The sequence below is a fragment of the Thiomicrorhabdus cannonii genome, assembly GCF_013391695.1.
Classification (GTDB): Bacteria; Pseudomonadota; Gammaproteobacteria; order Thiomicrospirales; family Thiomicrospiraceae; genus Thiomicrorhabdus; species Thiomicrorhabdus cannonii.
This window is the reverse complement of sequence record NZ_JACBGH010000005.1, coordinates 100,555-120,633: the sequence shown is the minus strand read 5'-3', so window position 1 is coordinate 120,633 and position 20,079 is coordinate 100,555. Positions and strand designations below refer to the sequence as shown.

General features: G+C 49.5%; 21 protein-coding genes. 2 read left to right on the top strand and 19 right to left on the bottom strand.

Translation table 11 applies throughout. The features are described from left to right. Window positions 1-11: 11 nt before the first annotated feature. From HZ297_RS07470 to yoaA, 4 genes are all read right to left on the bottom strand, one after another. Window positions 12-857 carry a hypothetical protein gene (locus HZ297_RS07470; RefSeq protein WP_178862372.1) on the bottom strand — a complete coding sequence of 282 codons (846 nt, stop codon included), beginning with the start codon at window positions 855-857 and terminating at the stop codon, window positions 12-14. Between the two features lie 14 nt (window positions 858-871). Continuing rightward, window positions 872-1,321 (bottom strand): universal stress protein, encoded by a 450-nt coding sequence (locus tag HZ297_RS07465; RefSeq protein ID WP_178862371.1) that lies wholly within the window; start codon window positions 1,319-1,321, stop codon window positions 872-874. 199 nt (window positions 1,322-1,520) lie between these two features. Continuing rightward, on the bottom strand, window positions 1,521-2,231 hold the full coding sequence (gene tsaB, locus HZ297_RS07460) for a tRNA (adenosine(37)-N6)-threonylcarbamoyltransferase complex dimerization subunit type 1 TsaB (protein WP_178862370.1): 711 nt from the start codon (window positions 2,229-2,231) through the stop codon (window positions 1,521-1,523). A 32-nt stretch (window positions 2,232-2,263) separates the two neighbouring features. Continuing rightward, window positions 2,264-4,210 carry a DNA repair helicase YoaA gene (gene yoaA / locus HZ297_RS07455; protein WP_178862369.1) on the bottom strand — a complete coding sequence of 649 codons (1,947 nt, stop codon included), beginning with the start codon at window positions 4,208-4,210 and terminating at the stop codon, window positions 2,264-2,266. Between the two features lie 298 nt (window positions 4,211-4,508). Here yoaA and ykgO point away from each other — a divergent pair, with 298 nt between their 5' ends. Further along, window positions 4,509-4,634, top strand: coding sequence for a type B 50S ribosomal protein L36 (ykgO, locus tag HZ297_RS07450; RefSeq protein ID WP_084205718.1), 126 nt, complete (start codon window positions 4,509-4,511; stop codon window positions 4,632-4,634). Between the two features lie 114 nt (window positions 4,635-4,748). On the opposite strand, the gene HZ297_RS07445 is transcribed toward ykgO, so the two are convergent. The 15 genes from HZ297_RS07445 to rpsB all read right to left on the bottom strand — a co-directional run bounded on the left by HZ297_RS07445 (window position 4,749) and on the right by rpsB (window position 19,026). Next, window positions 4,749-5,735 carry a chemotaxis protein CheV gene (locus HZ297_RS07445; protein WP_178862368.1) on the bottom strand — a complete coding sequence of 329 codons (987 nt, stop codon included), beginning with the start codon at window positions 5,733-5,735 and terminating at the stop codon, window positions 4,749-4,751. Between the two features lie 99 nt (window positions 5,736-5,834). Beyond that, window positions 5,835-6,425 carry a ribonuclease HII gene (rnhB, locus tag HZ297_RS07440; RefSeq protein WP_246261751.1) on the bottom strand — a complete coding sequence of 197 codons (591 nt, stop codon included), beginning with the start codon at window positions 6,423-6,425 and terminating at the stop codon, window positions 5,835-5,837. A gap of 63 nt (window positions 6,426-6,488) precedes the next feature. Beyond that, on the bottom strand, window positions 6,489-7,691 hold the full coding sequence (lpxB, locus tag HZ297_RS07435) for a lipid-A-disaccharide synthase (RefSeq protein ID WP_343034780.1): 1,203 nt from the start codon (window positions 7,689-7,691) through the stop codon (window positions 6,489-6,491). Next, window positions 7,675-8,445 (bottom strand): acyl-ACP--UDP-N-acetylglucosamine O-acyltransferase, encoded by a 771-nt coding sequence (gene lpxA, locus HZ297_RS07430; protein ID WP_178862366.1) that lies wholly within the window; start codon window positions 8,443-8,445, stop codon window positions 7,675-7,677. Before lpxA ends, lpxB begins: the two co-directional genes overlap by 17 nt. A 3-nt stretch (window positions 8,446-8,448) precedes the next feature. Beyond that, window positions 8,449-8,886 carry a 3-hydroxyacyl-ACP dehydratase FabZ gene (gene fabZ, locus HZ297_RS07425; RefSeq protein ID WP_178862365.1) on the bottom strand — a complete coding sequence of 146 codons (438 nt, stop codon included), beginning with the start codon at window positions 8,884-8,886 and terminating at the stop codon, window positions 8,449-8,451. 30 nt (window positions 8,887-8,916) lie between these two features. After that, window positions 8,917-9,978: a UDP-3-O-(3-hydroxymyristoyl)glucosamine N-acyltransferase gene (lpxD, locus tag HZ297_RS07420; RefSeq protein WP_178862364.1), complete on the bottom strand. Its 1,062-nt coding sequence runs from the start codon at window positions 9,976-9,978 to the stop codon at window positions 8,917-8,919. Between the two features lie 34 nt (window positions 9,979-10,012). Next, entirely contained in the window at window positions 10,013-10,549 is a 537-nt protein-coding gene (locus tag HZ297_RS07415; RefSeq protein WP_178862363.1) for an OmpH/Skp family outer membrane protein, read from the bottom strand. Window positions 10,550-10,597: 48 nt separating this feature from the next. Continuing rightward, window positions 10,598-12,901: an outer membrane protein assembly factor BamA gene (bamA, locus tag HZ297_RS07410; RefSeq protein WP_178862362.1), complete on the bottom strand. Its 2,304-nt coding sequence runs from the start codon at window positions 12,899-12,901 to the stop codon at window positions 10,598-10,600. Beyond that, window positions 12,894-14,264, bottom strand: coding sequence for an RIP metalloprotease RseP (rseP, locus tag HZ297_RS07405; RefSeq protein WP_178862361.1), 1,371 nt, complete (start codon window positions 14,262-14,264; stop codon window positions 12,894-12,896). Before rseP ends, bamA begins: the two co-directional genes overlap by 8 nt. Continuing rightward, window positions 14,261-15,076, bottom strand: coding sequence for a phosphatidate cytidylyltransferase (locus HZ297_RS07400; RefSeq protein WP_178862360.1), 816 nt, complete (start codon window positions 15,074-15,076; stop codon window positions 14,261-14,263). The genes rseP and HZ297_RS07400 overlap by 4 nt, the downstream gene beginning before the upstream one ends. After that, entirely contained in the window at window positions 15,070-15,753 is a 684-nt protein-coding gene (uppS, locus tag HZ297_RS07395; protein ID WP_246261747.1) for an undecaprenyl pyrophosphate synthase, read from the bottom strand. Before uppS ends, HZ297_RS07400 begins: the two co-directional genes overlap by 7 nt. Window positions 15,754-15,927: 174 nt before the next feature. Continuing rightward, entirely contained in the window at window positions 15,928-16,485 is a 558-nt protein-coding gene (frr, locus tag HZ297_RS07390; RefSeq protein WP_178862358.1) for a ribosome recycling factor, read from the bottom strand. Between the two features lie 11 nt (window positions 16,486-16,496). Beyond that, window positions 16,497-17,207 (bottom strand): UMP kinase, encoded by a 711-nt coding sequence (gene pyrH, locus HZ297_RS07385; RefSeq protein ID WP_178862357.1) that lies wholly within the window; start codon window positions 17,205-17,207, stop codon window positions 16,497-16,499. Window positions 17,208-17,328: 121 nt separating this feature from the next. Next, a complete protein-coding gene (gene tsf / locus HZ297_RS07380) occupies window positions 17,329-18,216 on the bottom strand; it encodes a translation elongation factor Ts (RefSeq protein ID WP_178862356.1) in 888 nt (295 codons plus the stop codon). A gap of 69 nt (window positions 18,217-18,285) precedes the next feature. Then, window positions 18,286-19,026: a 30S ribosomal protein S2 gene (gene rpsB / locus HZ297_RS07375; protein WP_178862355.1), complete on the bottom strand. Its 741-nt coding sequence runs from the start codon at window positions 19,024-19,026 to the stop codon at window positions 18,286-18,288. A 264-nt stretch (window positions 19,027-19,290) separates the two neighbouring features. Between rpsB and map the strand changes: the two genes are divergently transcribed. Next, on the top strand, window positions 19,291-20,076 hold the full coding sequence (map, locus tag HZ297_RS07370) for a type I methionyl aminopeptidase (protein WP_178862354.1): 786 nt from the start codon (window positions 19,291-19,293) through the stop codon (window positions 20,074-20,076). Window positions 20,077-20,079 lie beyond the last annotated feature (3 nt).

Genomic DNA, 20,079 nt, shown 5'->3' with positions numbered 1-20,079 from the left:
CGCTTTCCCCTTTAGCGCTTCAGCTTTTCCAGATTCTTTTGCAGATTAGCCAAAATCTGAGGGTCCGCGTTCTCTGCGCCCTCTTCATACAGCTGGCTTCTTGCGTCCGCCACAATCTTATCGATGGCATCCACCAGAAAATAGTCGCGGCTCGACTGACTGATTATCTGCCAGTCGCGCGGGTTGGCACGCCACAGCTTATTGAGTTGCGCGTCTTTGCCAAGCAGCGCCAGAGCCGCTTCAACGGCTGTATTGAGCGGTGCGATCGTTTCGAATGTATAAAGCGGACGGGCGTTCTCGCCATAGAAGCTCTGGCGGTGCAGCTTGGCCAGTTCGAGGGCAGGAATCATGTCGTCCAGACCGGCGTTTTTGGCTTCGCGTTCGGCACGTTCGAGGCGCTCGACGGTCAACATCGGCGCATCCGACTTCCAGCGGCCAAACACAATATAGAGATTGTTGCGTTCGATGAAGAAGTGTTTGCCTTCGTCAAGTTTCATAACGGATTTTTTAGGCACGACATATTCCAAACGTTGCTTATCCAGTTTGGTGGTGTCCTGCCACAAGTGCCAGCCTTCGCCAAGTCCCTGGTCTTGGGTGTGTTTGCTGATCGGCACGCAGGAGGAACCGTAATCATGTCCTTCGACATAGTCTTCGACCGCAAGCTGGTAATTGCCTTGCGGGGTGATGCGAGTGACCTTGCCGACAATAAAGGCGTCATCTTTGACATTGCCGGCGGGAAAGGCGACAAACACGGTCTCACCGACTTGAAAAGATTGAGCGTAACTCCAGGTGCTGACGAGTAATAACAAAGCGGCGCCAAACAGTTTGCGTAGTGGTTTGCATACAACGGGTAGCATACGTTTTCCTTGCGTTAATCCAATTTGATGGCCAAAACATCGCACTTGGCATGATGAATGACGTTATCGGTCGTTGATCCCAGCAGACGTTTCCAGCCGCTCAAACCGTATTTTCCCATGACAATCAGGTCGGCGTGAATGGCTTGCGCATAGGACACGATTTCATCACCGGCCAATCCTTGGGTGATCTTGAGGTGATCTTGCGGGATAGCCAGGCTTGCCCCCAGCGCGGCCAGTTTTTTGTTGGCCTCCTCCATCATCACGCCGCTGAGCTCGGTATCCCATACGCCCGGCATACCGGTGACGGCGACATCCTCAAGCACCGGATAGGTGGGGATATCGACCACATGCAACACCTGCAAGCGTGCGTGGTAGATTTGCGCCAGTTGTACAGCGCGTGCCAAAGCCTGTTCGCTGTGCGCGGAAAAGTCCACCGCGGCCAAAATGATTTGATAATGGTGCATATCGCCTCCTTTATCCGACGACAAGCCCGATTTGGCGGGCTTTAGGGGTTGTGTACAACACGGCTTTATTCACAAATACTGTGGATAAAATTGTGCGTAAGGAATGTTCAAATCCAAAAAATCCAATAATCTCTTAAACTTCTGCAATTCTGCTTATTTTATAGGCACAACCCGGCCTGTTGAGTTTTTTTGCGTGCTTTCAAAGCGTTTTGGCGCGACGCTGCTCAATGGTTTCGGCCACCTGATTACGCAAATACACCGGTAAGGGCACGGTTTCAGCGAGCGGTTTGCCTGACAGCTGTTTGATTCTGGCCAAATGGGCGACCGCTTCGGCGGATGGCAGCACATGCGTCCAATCGGTAAAACGGGCGCTGACTTCTGGATATGCCAAATCGATGTCGCCAAACGCTACGGGAACCTGTGCCGCGAGCAATTCATCCAACACGGCATTGAGATGCGGCATATCCAGCAACTGGGCGGAATCGGCCTGCCAGAGCGCCTGTGTTGCATTGTAATATCCATACTGCAGATAGATTTCCCCCATGCGCGCATCCAGCAGCGCCAGCCAGGTTTGCTCACCCGCATGTGTACTTTGTTGCAGCCCGCTATACGCTGTCGCTTCCAGCGAGGAGATGCCCTGAACCGGCTTGTTCCACCCCAGCGCCAACCCCTGCACCACACCGGCGGCAATGCGGATACCGGTAAAAGCCCCCGGCCCTTCGCCGAATGCCAGCAGATCAATCTGCTCGGGTTGAATGCCGGCTTGCGCAAGCACCTCATCCACCATCGGCAATACGCGAATGGCGTGCTTCTGTGGCTGCATTTCAAACACGCTGAAACACTCCTTACCGTGCAGCAAAGCAACGGAGCAGGCTGCGGTGGAAGTTTCAATGGCAAGTACGGTTTTCATCTGTATTCCGTCGGTTGGTAATGTTGAGATTATTATGAATGTTTTTGCGGCGGTTGCGAGGTTAATTTGTCGATCGCGGCCTGCGGTTCATACACCCAGGGGAATGCCGGAAGGCTCTCGCGTATCGCGGCGCCGTAACCTTTATTGCTTAATCTTGGATCGCACAGCATCAGCACGCCGTAATCCTCCAAATCACGGATCAGGCGCCCGGCCCCCTGCTTCATGGCAATGACCGCTTCGGGCAACTGAAAATGCGCGAAGGCATTGAGCCCCTTTTGTTTGAGATAGGCTTCACGCGCCTGCACAATCGGGTCGTCCGGCGGCGCAAACGGAATGCGGTCGATAATCACCAGCTTCAAGGCATCGCCTTTCACATCCACACCCTCCCAAAAACTGCTGGTTCCCAGCAGAATCACGCGTTCGCTGTTTTTGAATTGATTGAGCAGCACCAGTTTGGGCGATTCGCCCTGCACCAACAGTTTGCCGTCCCAATGCGGTTTGAGCAGTGCATAGGCTTCTTGCATAGCACGGTGGCTGGTGAACAGCATAAAGGCGCGGCCTTCACTCGCTTTCAATAATGGCCAGGCAGCCCGCAAACAGATTTTGATATAGTTGGGATCCCTTGGATCGGGCAGCCCGATAGGATGATAAATCACCCCTTGGGTCGCATAATCGAAAGGGCTCGGCCAGCGCACCGATTTGGCTTCGCCAAGCCCTAGTCGGTTGGCAAAATAATCAAATTGATTGCGTACACTGAGCGTCGCAGAGGTAAACAGCCAGGCGCCGCCAATCGCTTCGCGCTGACGGCTAAATGCCGCGGACACCGAAAGCGGTGTCAGATTGAGTTTGAAACGCGCCTGCGAAGATTCAATCCAGCGGATCTGGTTTTCGGAGTGCGTGCTGAACCACTCTTGCAATTGCTCCTGAAACTCTTTGGCGCGTTTGTAAACCGCCGTGAGCTGCTTGCCGCGTTCGGTGATGGTTTTGAGGCTGTCGGCCATGAATTCCAGCTGATTGCGCAGGCGTTTGCTGGCCTCCATAAAAGCCGCTTCGCGTTCCAGTTGCTCCCATGTCCAGCGCTTTTCCCATTTGCCGAGCGTTTCGTTGAATTGCTTGACCTGCTCCTCAAAACGTTGCGCCAGATCGGCGATATCCTTGCTGTCCGGCGCCTCGATCTTTTGAGCGTGGCGAATGTCGCGCACCAGCTCTTCCAACTGCCCGCGGGTAATGGAGAAACCCAAAAATTGCGCGGCAATGTCCGGCAGTTGATGGGCTTCGTCAAAGATATAGACATCGGCTTCCGGCAGCAGTTCGCCAAAACCTTGTTCACGCAACGACAGGTCGGCACAGAACAGGTGGTGATTGACCACTAATACTTGTGCGTCGCTAGCGAGTTCTTTGACATGCGGATAAAAACAGCCCTTGTCGCTTTGGCATTCGGCCGCCTGGCAAAACTCCAGCCGCGCGCAGACCTTGCGCCAGATGGGATCGTTTTCGGCCACTTCCGAAAGTTCGGCACGGTCACCCAGGCGGGTTTTCTCCGACCAGTCGCGGATAATGGCGAGTTTTTTCCAGTCCTCGCGGCTGTGCTGTTCGGTGGTTTCGGTCAGTTCCAGACGCTGCGGACATAGATAGTTATCGCGACCTTTGAGTAAACGGGCCTTGCCGTTGGTTTGCGTGGCTTTCAGTAACAGCGGCAGGTCTTTTTGAATCAGCTGTTCTTGCAGGGTTTTGGTGGCGGTGGAGATAATGATTTTCTTACCGCTGAGCAGCGCCGGCACCAAATAGGCGAAGGTTTTACCGGTGCCTGTCCCCGCCTCAGCCAAAAGTGTGGATTGGGTTTCAATCAGCTCAGCGACTTCCTGTGCCATATCCAGTTGGGATTGACGCGGTTTATAGCCCTTTACCGATTCGGCCAGGGTACCCTCTTCTCCCATAACGGATTCGATTGTGAGTGGAGTCTGCTGTTTTTTTGCCATGCGCCGAGCCGATGAGGTGCCAAAATTCATTAAAGCTTGAGATTATACTGAATCAGACTCGGCCTGTTGAGTTTTAAAACCCGGCTCAGAAAGTTCTTGGCTTGGCAACTCTTCCCGAAAAAGTGGGTTCAGCGAATGCCAAATAGGCGCAAAGGTCTTTATTTTTAAGGTTTTTTAGCTGGAGGGCTGGACAAAACGCCCTTGAACCAGTAATATACGGCGCTTCAAATTTGAGCTAAAAGTGAATGGTTTTTACTCTTTGCTTTTGAATATAGACCATAATTATGGAAATAAAATAATGAAAATCCTATCATCATTGAAATCAGCTAAAACGCGTCATAAAGACTGTCAGGTTGTTAAGCGTCGCGGTAAAGTGTACGTAATTAACAAAACCAACCCTAAGTTCAAAGCACGTCAGCGTTAATCTGACCGCTTCTTAGGAAGAAAAAAGGCGCCCTGATCAGGCGCCTTTTTTATTTCCTTTTTTTATTTTGGGGCTTCTGCCAGAATGTCACAGAAAGCCCCTCTCCGCTTGTGCTTATGCGTTTGCTTGGCTGCCAAACAGCTTCTCGTCAATTTGCCCAACCACATCCAGAATCAGATCGGTGTCGACCTTGCCGATAAAATAGTCCGCTCCCATGCTTAAGACTTCGCGACTGTTGTTTTCGCTGGTCATGGAGGTGTGAACCACAATCGGCAAATGGCGCGTAGCACGATTGGACTTGAGCTCTTTAATAACCGTATGGCCGGAAGCCACCGGCATTTCCAGGTCGGTGAAGACGATCGCAACCGAATCGAGATTGTCGAGGGAGTTGATGTAGTCAATCAGCAGACGGCCATTATCGAAGGCTTTGTGCTTCAGTTGCAGCTGGTCAAAAACCATGCCCATATATTTTTGAATGGCCTGACTGTCTTCGGCGAACAGAATGGTTTTCTCATGCATCTGCGGATGGAATTTGAACGCATTGTTCTGGATGGCTTTGGCGGATGAAAAGATTTTTTCTGCCATAGCGGGCATGGCTTCGATCAGCAATTTCTCAATGTCCAGAATAAAGCACAGAGTTTCGCTGTTATCCAGATAGGTATGGTTAACAACCTGGTTGGTGTTCACGTCCACCTTGTAGTTGGCGGCCGGGTGAATGTCCGTCCAGTTCTTCTCTTCCACGCCGTGAATGTGCGCCACACGCAGGCCGACAAAGTTATGGCTGAAATCGGAAACGATGATAATCGATTTGTCGCGCTCTTCGGGGGTCATTTCAAACCCCATCCATTTGGGCAGATCGATGACGGGCAGGTAAACGCCGCGCAGCTCGATCATGCCTTCCACGAGCGGATTTGAATCGGGTATCGGCGAGATTTCATAAGCGCGCGCTTCCAGCACTTCGCGGACTTTGAAAACATTCAGGCCGTAATAGGCCGGTGCTTTAGTGCCTTTGGGAAATTGAACCTGAAATATCATCAGGCTCATCTGATTGTTTTTGCTTAACTGGGCTGTTTTTTCAACCTGTTCTAAAGTCGTGCTCATGCGGTTAACCTTTGTAAAAGCGGGATGTCGCTATCGGTACTATGATTTCTTGAAAATATACTGTGAGTTGCGCTATCAAGCAAAAAAAATTTGCATTGCTCAGCCGCTCAAGGCATCCTGACAAAGTGCTTTAATCGGCTTGAAAGACTTACGGTAACCGGCAATCAAACCGTGTTTTTGTATAGCCGCAAGGTGCTGTTCGGTCGGATAGCCTTTGTGTTGCGCGAAGCCGTAGTGCGGATACAAGGTATCCAGTTCTAACATTTGCGCGTCGCGATGCACTTTGGCGAGGATGGAGGCCGCGCTGATAGCGGGAATCTTGGCATCCCCTTTGACAATCGCCTGGCAACGGTGCGGCAGTTGCGGGCAGCGATTACCGTCAACCAAGACTTCGGCAACATCCCCCACCTGCCGTACAACCTCGTCCACCGCTCTGCGCATGGCCAGAAGCGTGGCGTTTAAAATATTGAGCCGGTCGATCTCTTCGGGCGTGGCTACCGCCACCGCATAAGCGATTGCCTGTGCTTTAATCTGCTCGTTCAACACACTGCGCTTGCTTTCGGAGAGCTTCTTGGAATCCATTAACGGCAGTTGGCAATCCTCTGCAAGAATGACGGCGGCGGCAACCACATCGCCGATCAACGGCCCCCTGCCAACCTCATCCACCCCAATCACGTAGCCTGACAGCATTGCGGGATTGTCATCCGGTGTATCGGTAAAAAGCAGGCTGGTTTGTTGGCTGGCGTCCATGGGTTATGACTCTCCTGGCGATGGCAAAGCGGCCCATTCAACAATGGCGTCGCTGGCAAGTTCAGAAGCGTTCTGTTTCAGCGCGGTGTGCTGTTTTTCAAAGGCGCTTAATTGGCGCTGGCGAAGTTCCGGGTTATCGATGAGCTGATTGATTTCGCCGGCAATGTTCTTTGCGGTGGCATCGTGTTGAATCAACTCCGTAACCAGACTTTCCCCCGCTAAAATATTGGGTAAACCGATCCACGGGGTCGTAGCCAGACGCTTCATAATCCAATAAGAGATGGGATGGATTTTGATCGCCAACACCATGGGGCGTTTTAATAAAGCGCATTCCAGGGTGGCGGTGCCCGACGTTACGATGGCTTGGTCGCAGGCTTCCAGAACGGTCTGTGACTGTTGATCATAGAGGTGAATCTTAAGCGTTTTTCCGAAAGAGTGAATCGCCTCTTGAATACGCAGGCGGGCTTTCTGATGAATGCAGGGAACGATGAAAAGCATGTCGGGATGTTTTTGCTGAACCAATACCGCAGCCTGAATATAGACATCTGCCATGCGCTCAATTTCGCTCATGCGCGATCCAGGAAGGATGGCGGTGATGTTGGCATCATTCGACAACCCGAGCTGCTGGCGGGCAGCCTGTTGATCCGGATGCATGGGAAATCGGTGTGCCAGAGGATGACCGACGAATTTAACCGGAATGCCATAGCGATCATAATAAGGCGGTTCAAACGGAAAGAGCACCAAGACGCCATCTACGCTGCGTTTGATCTTCAACAGACGTTTCTCTCGCCATGCCCAAACGGAAGGACCGACGTAATGGATCGCCGTAATGCCGTGCTCTTTTAAGCGGGATTCAATTCTGAAATTAAAGTCGGGGGCATCGATCCCAATAAAGACATCGGGTTTCAGCTCAAGCAGATGTTGTATTGTTTGCTTACGCAGCTGCAACAGCTCCGGCAGATGTTTGAGCACTTCGAAAAACCCCATGACCGAGAGCTTTTCCATCGGCGCCCAGGTTTCAAAACCCTGTGCGATCATTTTAGGGCCACCGATGCCGATAAAACGTGCCTGAGGATAACGTTGTTTCAGAGCGGCCATTAAATCGGCGCCTAGAGTGTCGCCCGAGGCCTCACCAGCCACCATGGCAATAACAGGCGTAGCAGCGCGCTCTTTTGCAGACAGGGTAGAACTAGCGAACAATGCCACGCTCGGAATGCTTAAGGAAAGTAATTAAATCAGTCAGAGTGTCACTGCTGTCGTTCAGGGTTTCAAGTTGCACAATGGCATCCTGTAGTTTGAAACCGCTGCGATACAGCGTACGGTAGGCTTTTTTGACCAGAGCCATCTGATCGGAAGTGAATCCGCGGCGTTTTAAGCCCTCGAGGTTGATGCCGCGCGGTTGTGCCAAATTACCGGAAACCACCACAAAATTGGGAATGTCCTGATTGATGACACTTCCCATGCCGCAAAAACTATGAGCGCCGATTTTACAGAACTGGTGTACCAAGGTGTAGCCACCCAGAATCGCCCAGTCCGATACGGTAACATGGCCCGCCAGTGCAACCGCATTGGCAAAAATACATTGGTTGCCGATAACGCAATCATGAGCAATATGCACACCCGCCATCACCCAGTTATTGTTACCAATACGGGTTTCGCCGCGATCCTGCACAGTACCGCGATTGATGGTGACGTTCTCACGAAAGGTGTTATTGTCACCGATCACCAGAGTGGTGGCTTCACCGGCATACTTTTTGTCTTGTGGCGCGCCGCCAATACTGCCAAAAGAATAGAAATGGTTGTTTTTACCGATTTGGGTTGGTCCGCTAATGACGACATGCGCCTCCAGGATAGTACCTTCAGCAATAGATACCTCCCCTTCAATCACACAATAAGGGCCAATCTTGACGCCTTCGGCAATCCGTGCCTTGGGGTCAATAAGAGCGGTAGCGTGGATCAATTTTTATACCTTTCTTTCAGCACACAATAAATCAGCAGAGGCAATCACTTTGCCATCCACTTTCGTCACACATTCAAATTTCCAGATACCGCGTTTATTACCCAGCGCTTTAACTTCAAAGTCCAGGCGGTCACCCGGTACAGCCGGCTGTCTGAAACGGCAGTTGTCTACTGCGGCAAGATAATACATGGAAGTACCGTCCGGTTTTACGCCCTGACTGCGGAAGGCAAGGATTCCCGTACATTGCGCCATTGCCTCGATAATCATAACGCCCGGCATGATCGGATTATTAGGGAAATGTCCGGTAAATTGCGGTTCGTTAAAGGTTACGTTTTTGTAAGCTTTAAGCGATTCACCTTCCACATAATCCGTGACGCGATCCACGAGTAGAAATGGGTAGCGGTGCGGTAAATATTCAAAAATGTCTTTGACTTCCATCATGTCTTTTTTATCCAAATTATCAATGCAAGATTAGAGATTTGAGTTCGTTTCAGTTGATTGTTGCTGTTTAATCCGTTCAATCTCTTGTTCGAGAGCCTTTAACTGTCGCGCCATTTTCTCCAACTGGCGGGAACGGACATTGTTTTTCTGCCATTCTGAAACCGGTATCGCCGGGAAGCCACCATAGACCCCGGGTTCCTTGAGGTTATGGGTGACGCCGCCCTTGGCTAGAATATGCGAGTTGTCGGCGATATGGATGTGTCCGGCGAATCCGGCCTGTCCAGCTACGGTGCAATGTTTTCCTAGGGTTGTACTGCCTGCAAACCCTACCTGACCAGCTATCGCACACCCCTCACCGAGTTGCACGTTATGTGCAATATGCACCAAGTTGTCGATTATACAGCCATCTGCAATAATCGTGTTTTCTATTGCACCGCGGTCAATCGTACAATTATTGCCGATTGAGACCCCTTCTCCGATGATGACTTTACCAATTTGGGGCACCTTGATCCACTGGCCGCGATGGTTAGCCCAGCCAAAACCATCACCGCCAATCACGGTCCCGGCCTCAATGGTAGAATGGTTGCCTATTTCGCAATGATGCATCACAACTACGTTGTGACCAATCCTGCAGCCGGCGCCAACCACGACTTTATCTTCAAGAACGCAGCCCGCCATGATGATCGAATCGTCGCCGATAACGACATTCTCACCAATCGTGGCGTGCGCCATAATCGTCACATTATTGCCTATCTGTGCACTTAAAGCGACTACTGCCGTATGGTGAATGCCGGGAGAAGGTTGTGGCGCCGGATTCAATAGCTGCGCAACAACCGCGTAAGCATAATAAGGATTATCCACCACCAAAACAGCGCAAGGGCACTGTTCGCGGTGTTCGGCTCTCAATATGATGGCGGAAGCAGCACTGCCTTTCAATTGGGGGAGACGTTTTTTGTCAGACAAAAAGCTGATTTGCCCGGCCTGGGCTCGATCTAAACCTGCAATTTGATTGATCTCGATATCTGGATCGCCCTCCAATACGGCGACAATCCCATTCTCTGTTAGATGATTGACTATATCTTTTAAACGCATCGCAGATCTTGAATGTAATTAAGGCAGACGCTGTCTACTTATTAAAATTGGCTCGTTGTTTTTGACTGACTTCTTGCAGATGCTTAAGTACATCCTGAGTGACATCCAAACGGTTGTTGGTATAAGCAATGCCTTCATAAAGAATCAGATCGAATTCTTTTTCCTTGCCGATCGCTTTAATGGCGTCGTTTACCAGGGTTTGCAATTTTGCCAACTCTTCGTTGCGACGCAGATTCAACAATTCCTGAATATCATTGCGACGACGTTGAATTTCACGCGTCATCATCGAGATTTCGCGCTCTTTCGTCATTTGCTGACTTTCACTCATGACGGCCTTATCTTTTTGATAATCGCTCTGCTTCTTTTCTAACTTAGTTGCAAGCGCTTTGAGCTCTGCTTGCTGAGGCGCAAACTCCTTCTCAAGATTAGCCGTAGCGTCTTTGGCTTGTGGGGCTTGCTCAAGTAACAAGGCCACGTTAACAACACCAAGTTTAACAGGGGCATCCGCCATGGCTGCAAGTGGCATGCTGGCAAAAAAAACGGCTAAGACCCATTTACGAATATTAAGCATTTATTCTTCCTGATTTTTTTAAAAATTTAAGGCTATATAAAATTGCAATTACAGCGGCACGCCCAAATTGAATTGGAATGCCTGCAGTTTATCGTCTTTGGTATAACTTAAAGGTAGCGCATAACTAAACGAGAGTGGACCTACCGGCGTTATCCACGAGAATCCGATCCCCGTAGAGGTTCTGAGCTCACCTGCTTCGATGGACGAAAAATCATTAAAGACATTCCCCGCGTCAAAGAAAAGGCTGACACGCATATTACTGGAGTCTTCAACAAACGGCATCGGGAAGACAAGCTCGGCATTGGTGACTAACCGTGTATTGCCACCAATAGGACGGTCACTGCCTTGCGTGGCGAAGTCATAAGCCGGACCAAGGGTATTAGGCTCATAACCGCGTACCGAACCGATACCACCCGCATAGAAGTTTTCATAGAATGGCAGGCTTCGAGTGCCGCCCAATCCATCACCGTAGGCCAGGCCTAATTTTAATTTCATCGTAAAATTATCCGTCAAAGGATAATACCACTTTTCATCCATAAATAGCTTGTAAAAAGCGGTATCGGATGACAATGGCGCATTTACCTCCGCCGAGAGACTGAACGCCTGTCCGCTGCTTGGGAAATAAAAGGCATTCTTGGTATCGTAACTCCAGCCTGCACTCAAAATCGCCGCTGTTTCGTTTTCACCGTTATCCGCGATGTAGCCGTTACACACCGTAAAGCTATCCGCGCACACCAACGTTTGATGGTTCAATTTAACACCATAACTGATGCGGCTGTATTCGCTCAATGGATAGCCAAGGGACATACGTAAACCGTAGTTATTAGTCGTATAGTCGGAAATCCCCAATTCATTCGCATCGATTTCACTCAGATAGAAACCGGCGCCAAGACTGACCCCGTCTGCGGTGAAATAAGGATTGGTCATCCCGATATCTGCGGATTTGCGCGCACTTGAAGTGTTCACTTTAAAATCAAGCTGATTGCCGCTACCGATGAAGTTCCTCTCGGAAACGCCGACGTTAAAACTCACGCCATCTATCTGCGAATAGCCGATACCCGCGGTAAAGGAGCCGGTTGACTGCTCTTCCACTTTGACTATCAGATCGACCTGGTCGGCCGCCACGCGCTTGGTTTCAATATCTGCCTTGGTGAAATAGCCGAGGCGATTCAAGCGGGTGGTAGAACGTCTCACCTGTTTAAGGGAGTAAGGTGCGCTTTCCAGTTGACGCATTTCGCGGCGGATAACATAATCGCGCGTTCTGGTATTGCCTTCGATTTCAATGCGTCTGACATAGACACGGTCTTTGGGATCCACGTCAAATTTTAAGGCGACGGTTCGGGCCTCCTTATTGAGCACGGTGTCAGGCTTGACCTCTGCGTAAGCATAACCCTCTTCGCTTAAACGATCGCGAATGGCGTTCATTGTATTGATTACTTCGCTGCGAGAGAAAAGATCATTCGGCTTAATGGATTCAAGACCGCTCAACTCTTCCGATGACAGGCGCGTATCCCCCGTATAATCGATGCTGGCAATCGAGTATTGAGGCCCTTCGCTCATATTGATGGTAATGAACACCTTGGTTTTATCTACCGACAAACTCACTTGCGAAGAGCGAATTTCGAACTCAGCAAAACCTCTATCCATGTAATAGGATTTTATGGTTTCAATATCCGCTTGCAGCTTTGGTTTGGAGTATTTATCACCACCACCCAGCAACGTGCTGTCGGAAAGCGAAAGCAACCCCTTTAGGCGTTTATCGGAATAGGTGGTGTTACCTACCAGATGAATGCCGCCAATCGTTGCCGCTTCACCTTCCTCTACTTCAATTTTAAGGCTCACGCGGTTACGCGGCAGTTCTTCGCTGATGAATTTAACCTCGGCGGCATAATACCCTTGGTTCTGGTAACGACGTTTTAGATCAAGAATGACACGATCCAACTCTGTTTGATTGAAAATGCGACCCTGTTTGATCCCTAATGAATTCAAGGCCTGCATAAAGTCGTCAGTGGAGATCAGCGAGTTACCCTCAATCTTGATGTCGGTAATGGACGGGCGCTCAACCACTTTGACTACAAGGGTTCCCGTATCGCGCAAATAGAGAGACACATCTTTAAAGAAACCGGTTTTGTAAAGTTTCTGGATGCTTTCCTGAATCAGAGACTGATCAACCTCTTGACCGATTGAAATGGGTAAATAGGTGTTGATGGTTTCAAAACCAATGCGCTGAGAGCCTTCTACTTCGATCTTATCGACTGTAAAACCGTAACTGACCGTTGCATTTGCCATTAATCCCAAGAACAGACCGTAGGCGACATTATGTTTAGAGCGTTTCTGTTTCATATTAACCATTTGTTATGCGCAAAATATCATTTGTGAGAGCAAGAATTGTCAAACCGAGTATCAGAACCAACCCAATCTGCTGGCCAATTGCCATTGCCCGCTCATCCAGTGGAGAACCTTTAACCATTTCGATGACATAATAAAGTAAATGGCCACCGTCCAATACAGGTATCGGCAAAAGATTGAGTATACCTAAACTTAGACTCAAAAGCCCAAGCAACCCCAAAAAAGAGATTAAACCGGTCTGTAGGGCCTGGCCGGAGAATTGTGCGATACTAACCGGACCGGATAAATGTTCAAGGCCTACATCGCCCATTATCATCTTTTTGAGCATTTGCACCGTCATGTTTGTCAGATCGATACACTTGTCAAAACCTAATCGCATAGCAGACAGCAATGGGTAACGTACCTGAGCAATGAAAGGTGCCATCGCATCCTCATCTACTTTGACCCCTACCCCTAAGTAACCGACAGAGTCGTTGCCGTTTTTTTGTCCGGCAAGATTAACCTGCGTGGTCTGGGTTTGGCCATGGCGTGCTACCACTAACTCGACACTTTTATTGGCACGGCTGCGTACGGTGTTAACCACATCCTGCCACGTTGCAGTGGATACGCCGTCTATGGATAGGATCAGGTCGCCACTTTGTAGATCCGCTTGCGCCGCAGGCCCCTCCTCAGCAATATGGCCGATCACCGGCGCCACATCAATTTCGACAGGTTTAAATCCGAGAATGCTGAGCCAATTCTGCTTGTTATTGTTCATATCCAAGGAGGATAACGGCACGTCAATCTGTACCAACTCGGCGGTTTGCAAATCTTCAAGTTGCAAGCGCAAGTGCGTGGTGTCATCCACCAAAGCCGCCAGAACCGCCTGATTAAGTTCATGCCAAGTATGTACCGGCTGCTGGTTAGCCTGCAGCACCAACCAGGACTGTTGATTGTCGGGAAGCGCCTCGGACAAGACGGTATTGGCAATCGGCTGGTTAAAGATGGGCTTAAGCCCGGACACGCCGATTATGTAGACTGCCGTGAAGACCAACCACGCAAAAATGAGATTAATCAAAGGGCCGGCAGCGACTACGACAAAGCGTTTATAGACACTTTGGCGGTTAAAGGCTCTAGCTAAATCCGCCTGCTCGACAGGTCCTTCGGCTTCATCTACAAACTTAACGTAGCCCCCCAGCGGAATCAGTGCAATACGGTATTCGGTTTCCACGCCCTGTTTTCTCCACAGCGCAGGGCCGAATCCGATGGAAAAGCGCACTACCTTGATGTTGAAAAAACGCGCTGCCTGGAAGTGTCCCCATTCGTGAATGGTGACCAAGATACCTATGACAATGACAAAGCCTAGCAATGACCACAAAACCGTCATTGTAAGAGGACTCCAAGCGACCAAAGCAAATAAAACATCGGCATGGCGATTAACAGGCTGTCGATTCGATCCAGTATGCCGCCATGTCCGGGAAGCAGCTGTCCGCTATCTTTTAGATCCACCTGACGTTTGAGTACGCTTTCAAACAGATCGCCAAACACGGAAAACATCGCGATAAACGCACTTAACAGTACAAACGGCAATAGTGAAATCGGAGTGGGTTCAGAGATCAAAAACGTGCCTATAAGTGCAACTAGGCCAGCCAAAACTGCGCCACCCCAAACCCCTTCCCAGGTCTTTCCGGGGCTGACATGGGGTGCCAGTTTGTGCTTGCCAAAGCGGCGCCCGGTAAAATAAGCGCCAGTATCCATCGCCCAGATGGTGAATAAACTCAACAACAAGGCTGCCGGGCCGGCCGCAGCGCGAAACTGAATCATTGCAAACGCAAACAGCGCCAGGCCCAAAATGCCCGCCAGGAGAATGAATATGGGGGAATCGAGCCCCTGCTTGCCGGAACTTTTCTGGTAGCGTGTAACCACTAACATAAGTAGCAGCATTTCCATCACCAACCAACCGAGAGAGACCGGTAACGTCAATCCTTGAAGGGCAAGCAGTGTGATGCCAGCGGGGAGGACTGCATACAAGACTCGTTGCCAAGTCTTGGTAATACGAGCAAATCCGCCCCATTCCCAGGCACCGATTGTGGCGATGAGCAGGATAAGTCCGGACCACAACCAGTCCGGTGCGATAAACAAGGCCGCAATGGCCAGCAATGCCAACAAGCTAGCCGTCAAAATACGTTGCTTTAACATGCGGTAATCTGTTCCCCGGTTTTTCCAAATCGTCTCTGGCGCATAGAAAAAGATTGAATGGCTTTATCCAGTGCGGCTTCATCAAAGTCAGGCCACAAGACGTCGCTGAAATAGAATTCTGTGTAGGCCATTTGCCAGATCAAGAAATTGCTGATACGTTGCTCCCCGCCGGTGCGAATCAGTAAATCGGGTTCAGGCAGGCCGGCTAGGCAAAGGTAGTCATTCAGGGCGTATTCGTCCAGCTGTTCGATGCTGTTTTCCGGATGTGCTTTTTGCCACTTCTTGACCGCTTCTACAATATCCCAGCGTCCGCCGTAGTTGGCGGCAATGTTTAAAACCAAACCGCTGTTGCTCGATGTTTTGCTTTCGGCCAATGCGATGTTGGATTGAATCTCTTCACTGAACGCTGAACGGTCGCCGATAATCTGCAGGCGCACATTGTTTTCGTCCAGCTTACTGACCTCACGCTGCAGAGCCTTTAAAAACAAGCTCATGAGCTTGCTCACCTCTTCTTCGGGTCTGCGCCAGTTTTCGGTGCTAAACGCGAACAATGTCAGTGACTCCACGCCAATGGATGCGCAATGGGATACGACGCGCTTGACGGCATTAAGCCCTTTTTGGTGCCCAATAAAACGCGGCAAAAGACGTTTTTTTGCCCAGCGGCCATTGCCGTCCATAATAATGGCGATGTGTCTGGGTGCCTTAAGCTGTTGATATTGTTGTTTTTGCAAACCAAACCCCGAAATGCAGATAGAAAAAACGGCCAAAAACAATAGAAAGCTCTACTGTTTTACAGGCCGTTCTATAAGAAAAACGATTAAATTATGCCGTAAAACGGCGTAAATATCGACTTAAATTTCCAATAAGCTACTCTCTTTTTCCGCCAGGATTTTATCGACTTTTGCGATAAATTCATCTGTCAGTTTTTGAACCTGGTCCTCGCCTTGGCGCGATTCGTCCTCGGTGATCTCCTTGTCCTTCAACAAAGCCTTAATATCGCTGTTGGCATCACGGCGGATATTACGGATGGCCACGCGGGCCTGCTCGGCTTCGTTGCGCGCAACGCGGGTAAAGTCACGACGACGTTCCTCGGTTAGCGGAGGCATCGGAATACGCATCATATTGCCGGTTGTAACCGGGTTGATTCCCAGGTCAGACATCATAATCGCCTTTTCAACCACAGAAACCATGTTCTGCTCCCAAGGCTGTACGGTTAAGGTACGTGCGTCTTCGATATTGATATTGGCCACCTGACTAATCGGCACTTCAGAACCGTAATAGTTAACGCTGATCGCATCCAAAATACTTGGATGAGCCCGGCCTGTTCGGATTTTTGCAAAGTTCGCTTCTAGATTTTCGAACGATTTTTGCATTCTCTGTTTGGCATCTTCACGAATTTCTTTAATCATCTCTTCTCTCCTTAACTGACCAAGGTACCTTCGTCTTCACCTTGAACAATTCGAATTACCGCATTGTCTTTAAACATGTCAAAAACGCGAATGGGCATATTATGGTCACGGCACAGCACAAAAGCCGTCTGATCCATCACCTGCAGATTTTTCTGAATGACCTCTTCGTAACTCAAGCTTGAATAACGGGTCGCAGCCGGGTCTTTCTTGGGGTCGGCCGTATAGATACCGTCCACCTTGGTGGCTTTCAGCACGATGTCCGCATCGATTTCGATGCCGCGCAAGGCTGCGGCCGTGTCCGTTGTAAAGAAAGGACTTCCAGTCCCCGCTGCAAAAATCAGCACTTCGCCGTCACTCAACTGTTTTTTGACCTGATTGGCATTGAAACCGGAAGAAATCCCTTCAATCGTCATCGCGGACAAAACTTGCGCGCGAATCCCGACGCTTTCAATCACGTCGCGCAAAGCCAACGCATTGATGACCGTTGCCATCATGCCCATATGATCGCCAGTGGTACGTTGAATACCTGAACCCTGGATTTGTGCGCCGCGGAAGATATTACCGCCACCCACAACAATGCCGACCTCGACCCCAAGTTCGCGCAATGCGCTGACTTGTGCCACCACTTTTTTTAGCGTTGCCGCGTCAAGGCCGAAATCATTATCGCCCATCAGGGCTTCGCCGCTAAATTTTAATAGAATACGTTTGTATCGCAGAGCCATTGGCCACTCCATCTTAATTTTACAGACTGCTATTCCAGTCTTTTAAATTGCGCATACAAAAAAGCCACAGTCGCTCAAACCTTGGCTAAGCGACTGTGGCTCATACAGGCAGAAAGGTTAATTAGCCGCCCAACGCCGCTTTAGCTGCAGCCGCTACTTCATCAGCAAAGTTGGTTTCTTCGATTTCGATACCTTCGCCAACTTCCAGACGAATGAACTGAGCAACGCTGGCATTGTTGTCTTTCAACAACTTGTCAATGGTCACATCAGGGTTCTTAACGAATGACTGGCCAACCAGTGTGATGTCTTGCAGGAATTTACGCATACGCCCTTCAATCATCTTCTCAATGATTTCCATTGGCTTGCCGCTTTCTTGCGCCTGTTCAATCTGGAAACGACGCTCTTTTTCGATCACTTCCTGATCAACATTGTCAGCCGATACCGCAGTTGGTTTCAACGCAGCGATGTGCATTGCAACATCGCGTGAAAGCGCTTCGTCACCACCAGTCATATCAACCACAACACCGATCTTCTCACCGTGCTGATACTGACCAATCTGACCATTGGTTTCGATCAATTCCAAACGGCGTACCGCCATGTTCTCACCGATTTTAGCGATCAGTTCACGACGACGCTCATCGATTGTCTTGCCGTTCGCCATGGTTTCGCCGTAAAGCGCTTCAATGTCTGTAGAACCAGTTTTCAGTGCGATTTGTGCGATTTCGTTAGCGAAATCTTTGAATTCGTCGCCTTTGGCAACAAAGTCAGTTTCACAGTTTACTTCAGCAATCGCCGCTTTTTTCTTGTCGTCAGACACAGCAATCGCAATAACGCCTTCCGCTGCTACACGACCAGCTTTCTTGTCTGCACCAGCCATCCCTTTCTTACGCAGGAATTCAACCGCTGCATCCATGTCACCATTGGTTTCTGCAAGCGCTTTTTTGCAATCCATCATACCTGCGCCAGTCGTTTCACGCAGCTGTTTTACCATACCAGCAGTAATAGACATCTTTAATCCTTTTTCTGTTAATTCAATTCGTTGCAATGAAAAAGGCCCGGTTTTACCAGGCCTGTTTTATTATTCAGCTGCTTTTTCTTCAGCTTCTACGAAATCATCGCCTTCAACAGCGGTCGTGATGGTTGCTTTACCTTCATTGATCGCGTCAGCAACGGCAGACAGGTACAATTTGATTGCACGGATTGCATCGTCGTTACCAGGAATAACATAATCCACACCACGAGGATCGTTGTTGGTATCTACAACACCTACAACTGGGATACCCAGGTTTTGAGCTTCCTGGATAGCGATGTCTTCATTACCGGTATCGATAATGAAAATAGCGTCTGGCATGGCGCGCATATCTTTGATCCCGCCAAGAGACAGTTCCAACTTCTCTTTTTGGCGAGTCATGTTCAGGGCTTCTTTTTTGGTCATTTTCTCAAATGTACCGTCCTGTTCCATCGCTTCCAGTTCTTTCAAACGCTTGATAGATTGTTTGATGGTTTTGAAGTTAGTCAACATACCACCCAACCAGCGGTAGTTAACGTATGGCATACCACAACGTTTCGCTTCTTCTGCAACGATGTCACGCGCAGCGCGTTTGGTGCCAACGAAAAGTACTTTACCTTTGTTTGCAGCAACACCACCCAGCATGTTCAAAGCGTCGTTGAACATTGGTACAGTTTTCTCTAGGTTGATGATATGAATCTTGTTGCGTGCACCAAAGATGTATTGACCCATTTTAGGGTTCCAGTAACGTGTTTGGTGACCGAAATGAACGCCTGCTTCAAGCATTTGGCGCATGGTAACTTTTGCCATTTTATATACTCCATTTTGGGTTAAGCCTCCGTTCACCCATAAAACGAACCGAAATAACGATTTCGGCACCCCGTTTCATGTGTCGGTAAACGTGCGGATTTTCTGTTAAAATTGCCTCTCATTTCTGAGGCGCGGCATTTATATCATATTTGGCTAAAGGATACAAACTTAATCTCTTTAAATGAAAGATTTTGTGTCATTCAGCCCATGCAAGCCTTACAATTCGTACACTATTTAAAATGCAAGCAAATATAAAGAATCAAGATGGCCATTAAAATCAAAACTGCGGAAGAAATCGAAAAAATGCGCATCGCCGGACAACTGGCGGCAAATGTCCTCGACATGATTGCGCCCCATGTACAAGCCGGTGTTTCCACGGGTGAACTCAATCGTATCATGCACGATTACATGGTCAATGTACAAGGCACGGTTCCCGCAACCCTTAATTATCATGGCTTCCCTGCTTCAAGCTGTATTTCAATCAACCACGTGGTGTGCCACGGCATTCCCGACGATAACAAGAAACTGAAAAAAGGCGACATCGTCAATATCGATGTGACCGTCATTAAAGACGGCTACCACGGCGATACCAGTATGATGTTTGAGGTGGGCGAGGTGAAACCGTTTGCGCATCGCCTGTGCGATGTGGCCCGCGAATGTCTGTGGCTGGGTATCGAGCAGGTAAAACCGCAAGCCACCTTGTTTGATGTTGCCAGCGCCATTCAGAAACATGCCGAAGCCAACGGCTTTTCGGTTGTGCGCGAGTATTGCGGGCACGGCATCGGTGCCGATTTCCACGAGGAACCTCAGGTGCTGCATTATGCCGCGCAGGAATTGAAGAACATAGTGTTAAAACCCGGTATGGTGTTTACCGTTGAGCCCATGATCAATCTGGGCAAAGCGGATGTCAAACTGCTCGGTGATAACTGGACGGTCATCACCAAAGACCGCAAATTATCGGCACAATGGGAACACACTCTGGCTGTGACCGAAACGGGATATGAAATTTTCACCTTGCGCCAGGGTGAAATGCCTTTCCTTCCACGTTAAAGA

Excerpts from the sequence above, each read along its gene's own strand:
- HZ297_RS07470 (WP_178862372.1), bottom strand. The coding sequence starts at position 857 with ATGCTACCCGTTGTATGCAAACCACTACGCAAACTGTTTGGCGCCGCT.
- HZ297_RS07465 (WP_178862371.1), bottom strand. The coding sequence starts at position 1,321 with ATGCACCATTATCAAATCATTTTGGCCGCGGTGGACTTTTCCGCGCAC.
- tsaB (WP_178862370.1), bottom strand. The coding sequence starts at position 2,231 with ATGAAAACCGTACTTGCCATTGAAACTTCCACCGCAGCCTGCTCCGTT.
- yoaA (WP_178862369.1), bottom strand. The coding sequence starts at position 4,210 with ATGGCAAAAAAACAGCAGACTCCACTCACAATCGAATCCGTTATGGGA.
- ykgO (WP_084205718.1), top strand. The coding sequence starts at position 4,509 with ATGAAAATCCTATCATCATTGAAATCAGCTAAAACGCGTCATAAAGAC.
- HZ297_RS07445 (WP_178862368.1), bottom strand. The coding sequence starts at position 5,735 with ATGAGCACGACTTTAGAACAGGTTGAAAAAACAGCCCAGTTAAGCAAA.
- rnhB (WP_246261751.1), bottom strand. The coding sequence starts at position 6,425 with ATGCTGTCAGGCTACGTGATTGGGGTGGATGAGGTTGGCAGGGGGCCG.
- fabZ (WP_178862365.1), bottom strand. The coding sequence starts at position 8,886 with ATGATGGAAGTCAAAGACATTTTTGAATATTTACCGCACCGCTACCCA.
- lpxD (WP_178862364.1), bottom strand. The coding sequence starts at position 9,978 with ATGCGTTTAAAAGATATAGTCAATCATCTAACAGAGAATGGGATTGTC.
- HZ297_RS07415 (WP_178862363.1), bottom strand. The coding sequence starts at position 10,549 with ATGCTTAATATTCGTAAATGGGTCTTAGCCGTTTTTTTTGCCAGCATG.
- bamA (WP_178862362.1), bottom strand. The coding sequence starts at position 12,901 with ATGGTTAATATGAAACAGAAACGCTCTAAACATAATGTCGCCTACGGT.
- rseP (WP_178862361.1), bottom strand. The coding sequence starts at position 14,264 with ATGACGGTTTTGTGGTCATTGCTAGGCTTTGTCATTGTCATAGGTATC.
- HZ297_RS07400 (WP_178862360.1), bottom strand. The coding sequence starts at position 15,076 with ATGTTAAAGCAACGTATTTTGACGGCTAGCTTGTTGGCATTGCTGGCC.
- uppS (WP_246261747.1), bottom strand. The coding sequence starts at position 15,753 with ATGGACGGCAATGGCCGCTGGGCAAAAAAACGTCTTTTGCCGCGTTTT.
- frr (WP_178862358.1), bottom strand. The coding sequence starts at position 16,485 with ATGATTAAAGAAATTCGTGAAGATGCCAAACAGAGAATGCAAAAATCG.
- pyrH (WP_178862357.1), bottom strand. The coding sequence starts at position 17,207 with ATGGCTCTGCGATACAAACGTATTCTATTAAAATTTAGCGGCGAAGCC.
- tsf (WP_178862356.1), bottom strand. The coding sequence starts at position 18,216 with ATGTCTATTACTGCTGGTATGGTAAAACAGCTGCGTGAAACGACTGGC.
- rpsB (WP_178862355.1), bottom strand. The coding sequence starts at position 19,026 with ATGGCAAAAGTTACCATGCGCCAAATGCTTGAAGCAGGCGTTCATTTC.
- map (WP_178862354.1), top strand. The coding sequence starts at position 19,291 with ATGGCCATTAAAATCAAAACTGCGGAAGAAATCGAAAAAATGCGCATC.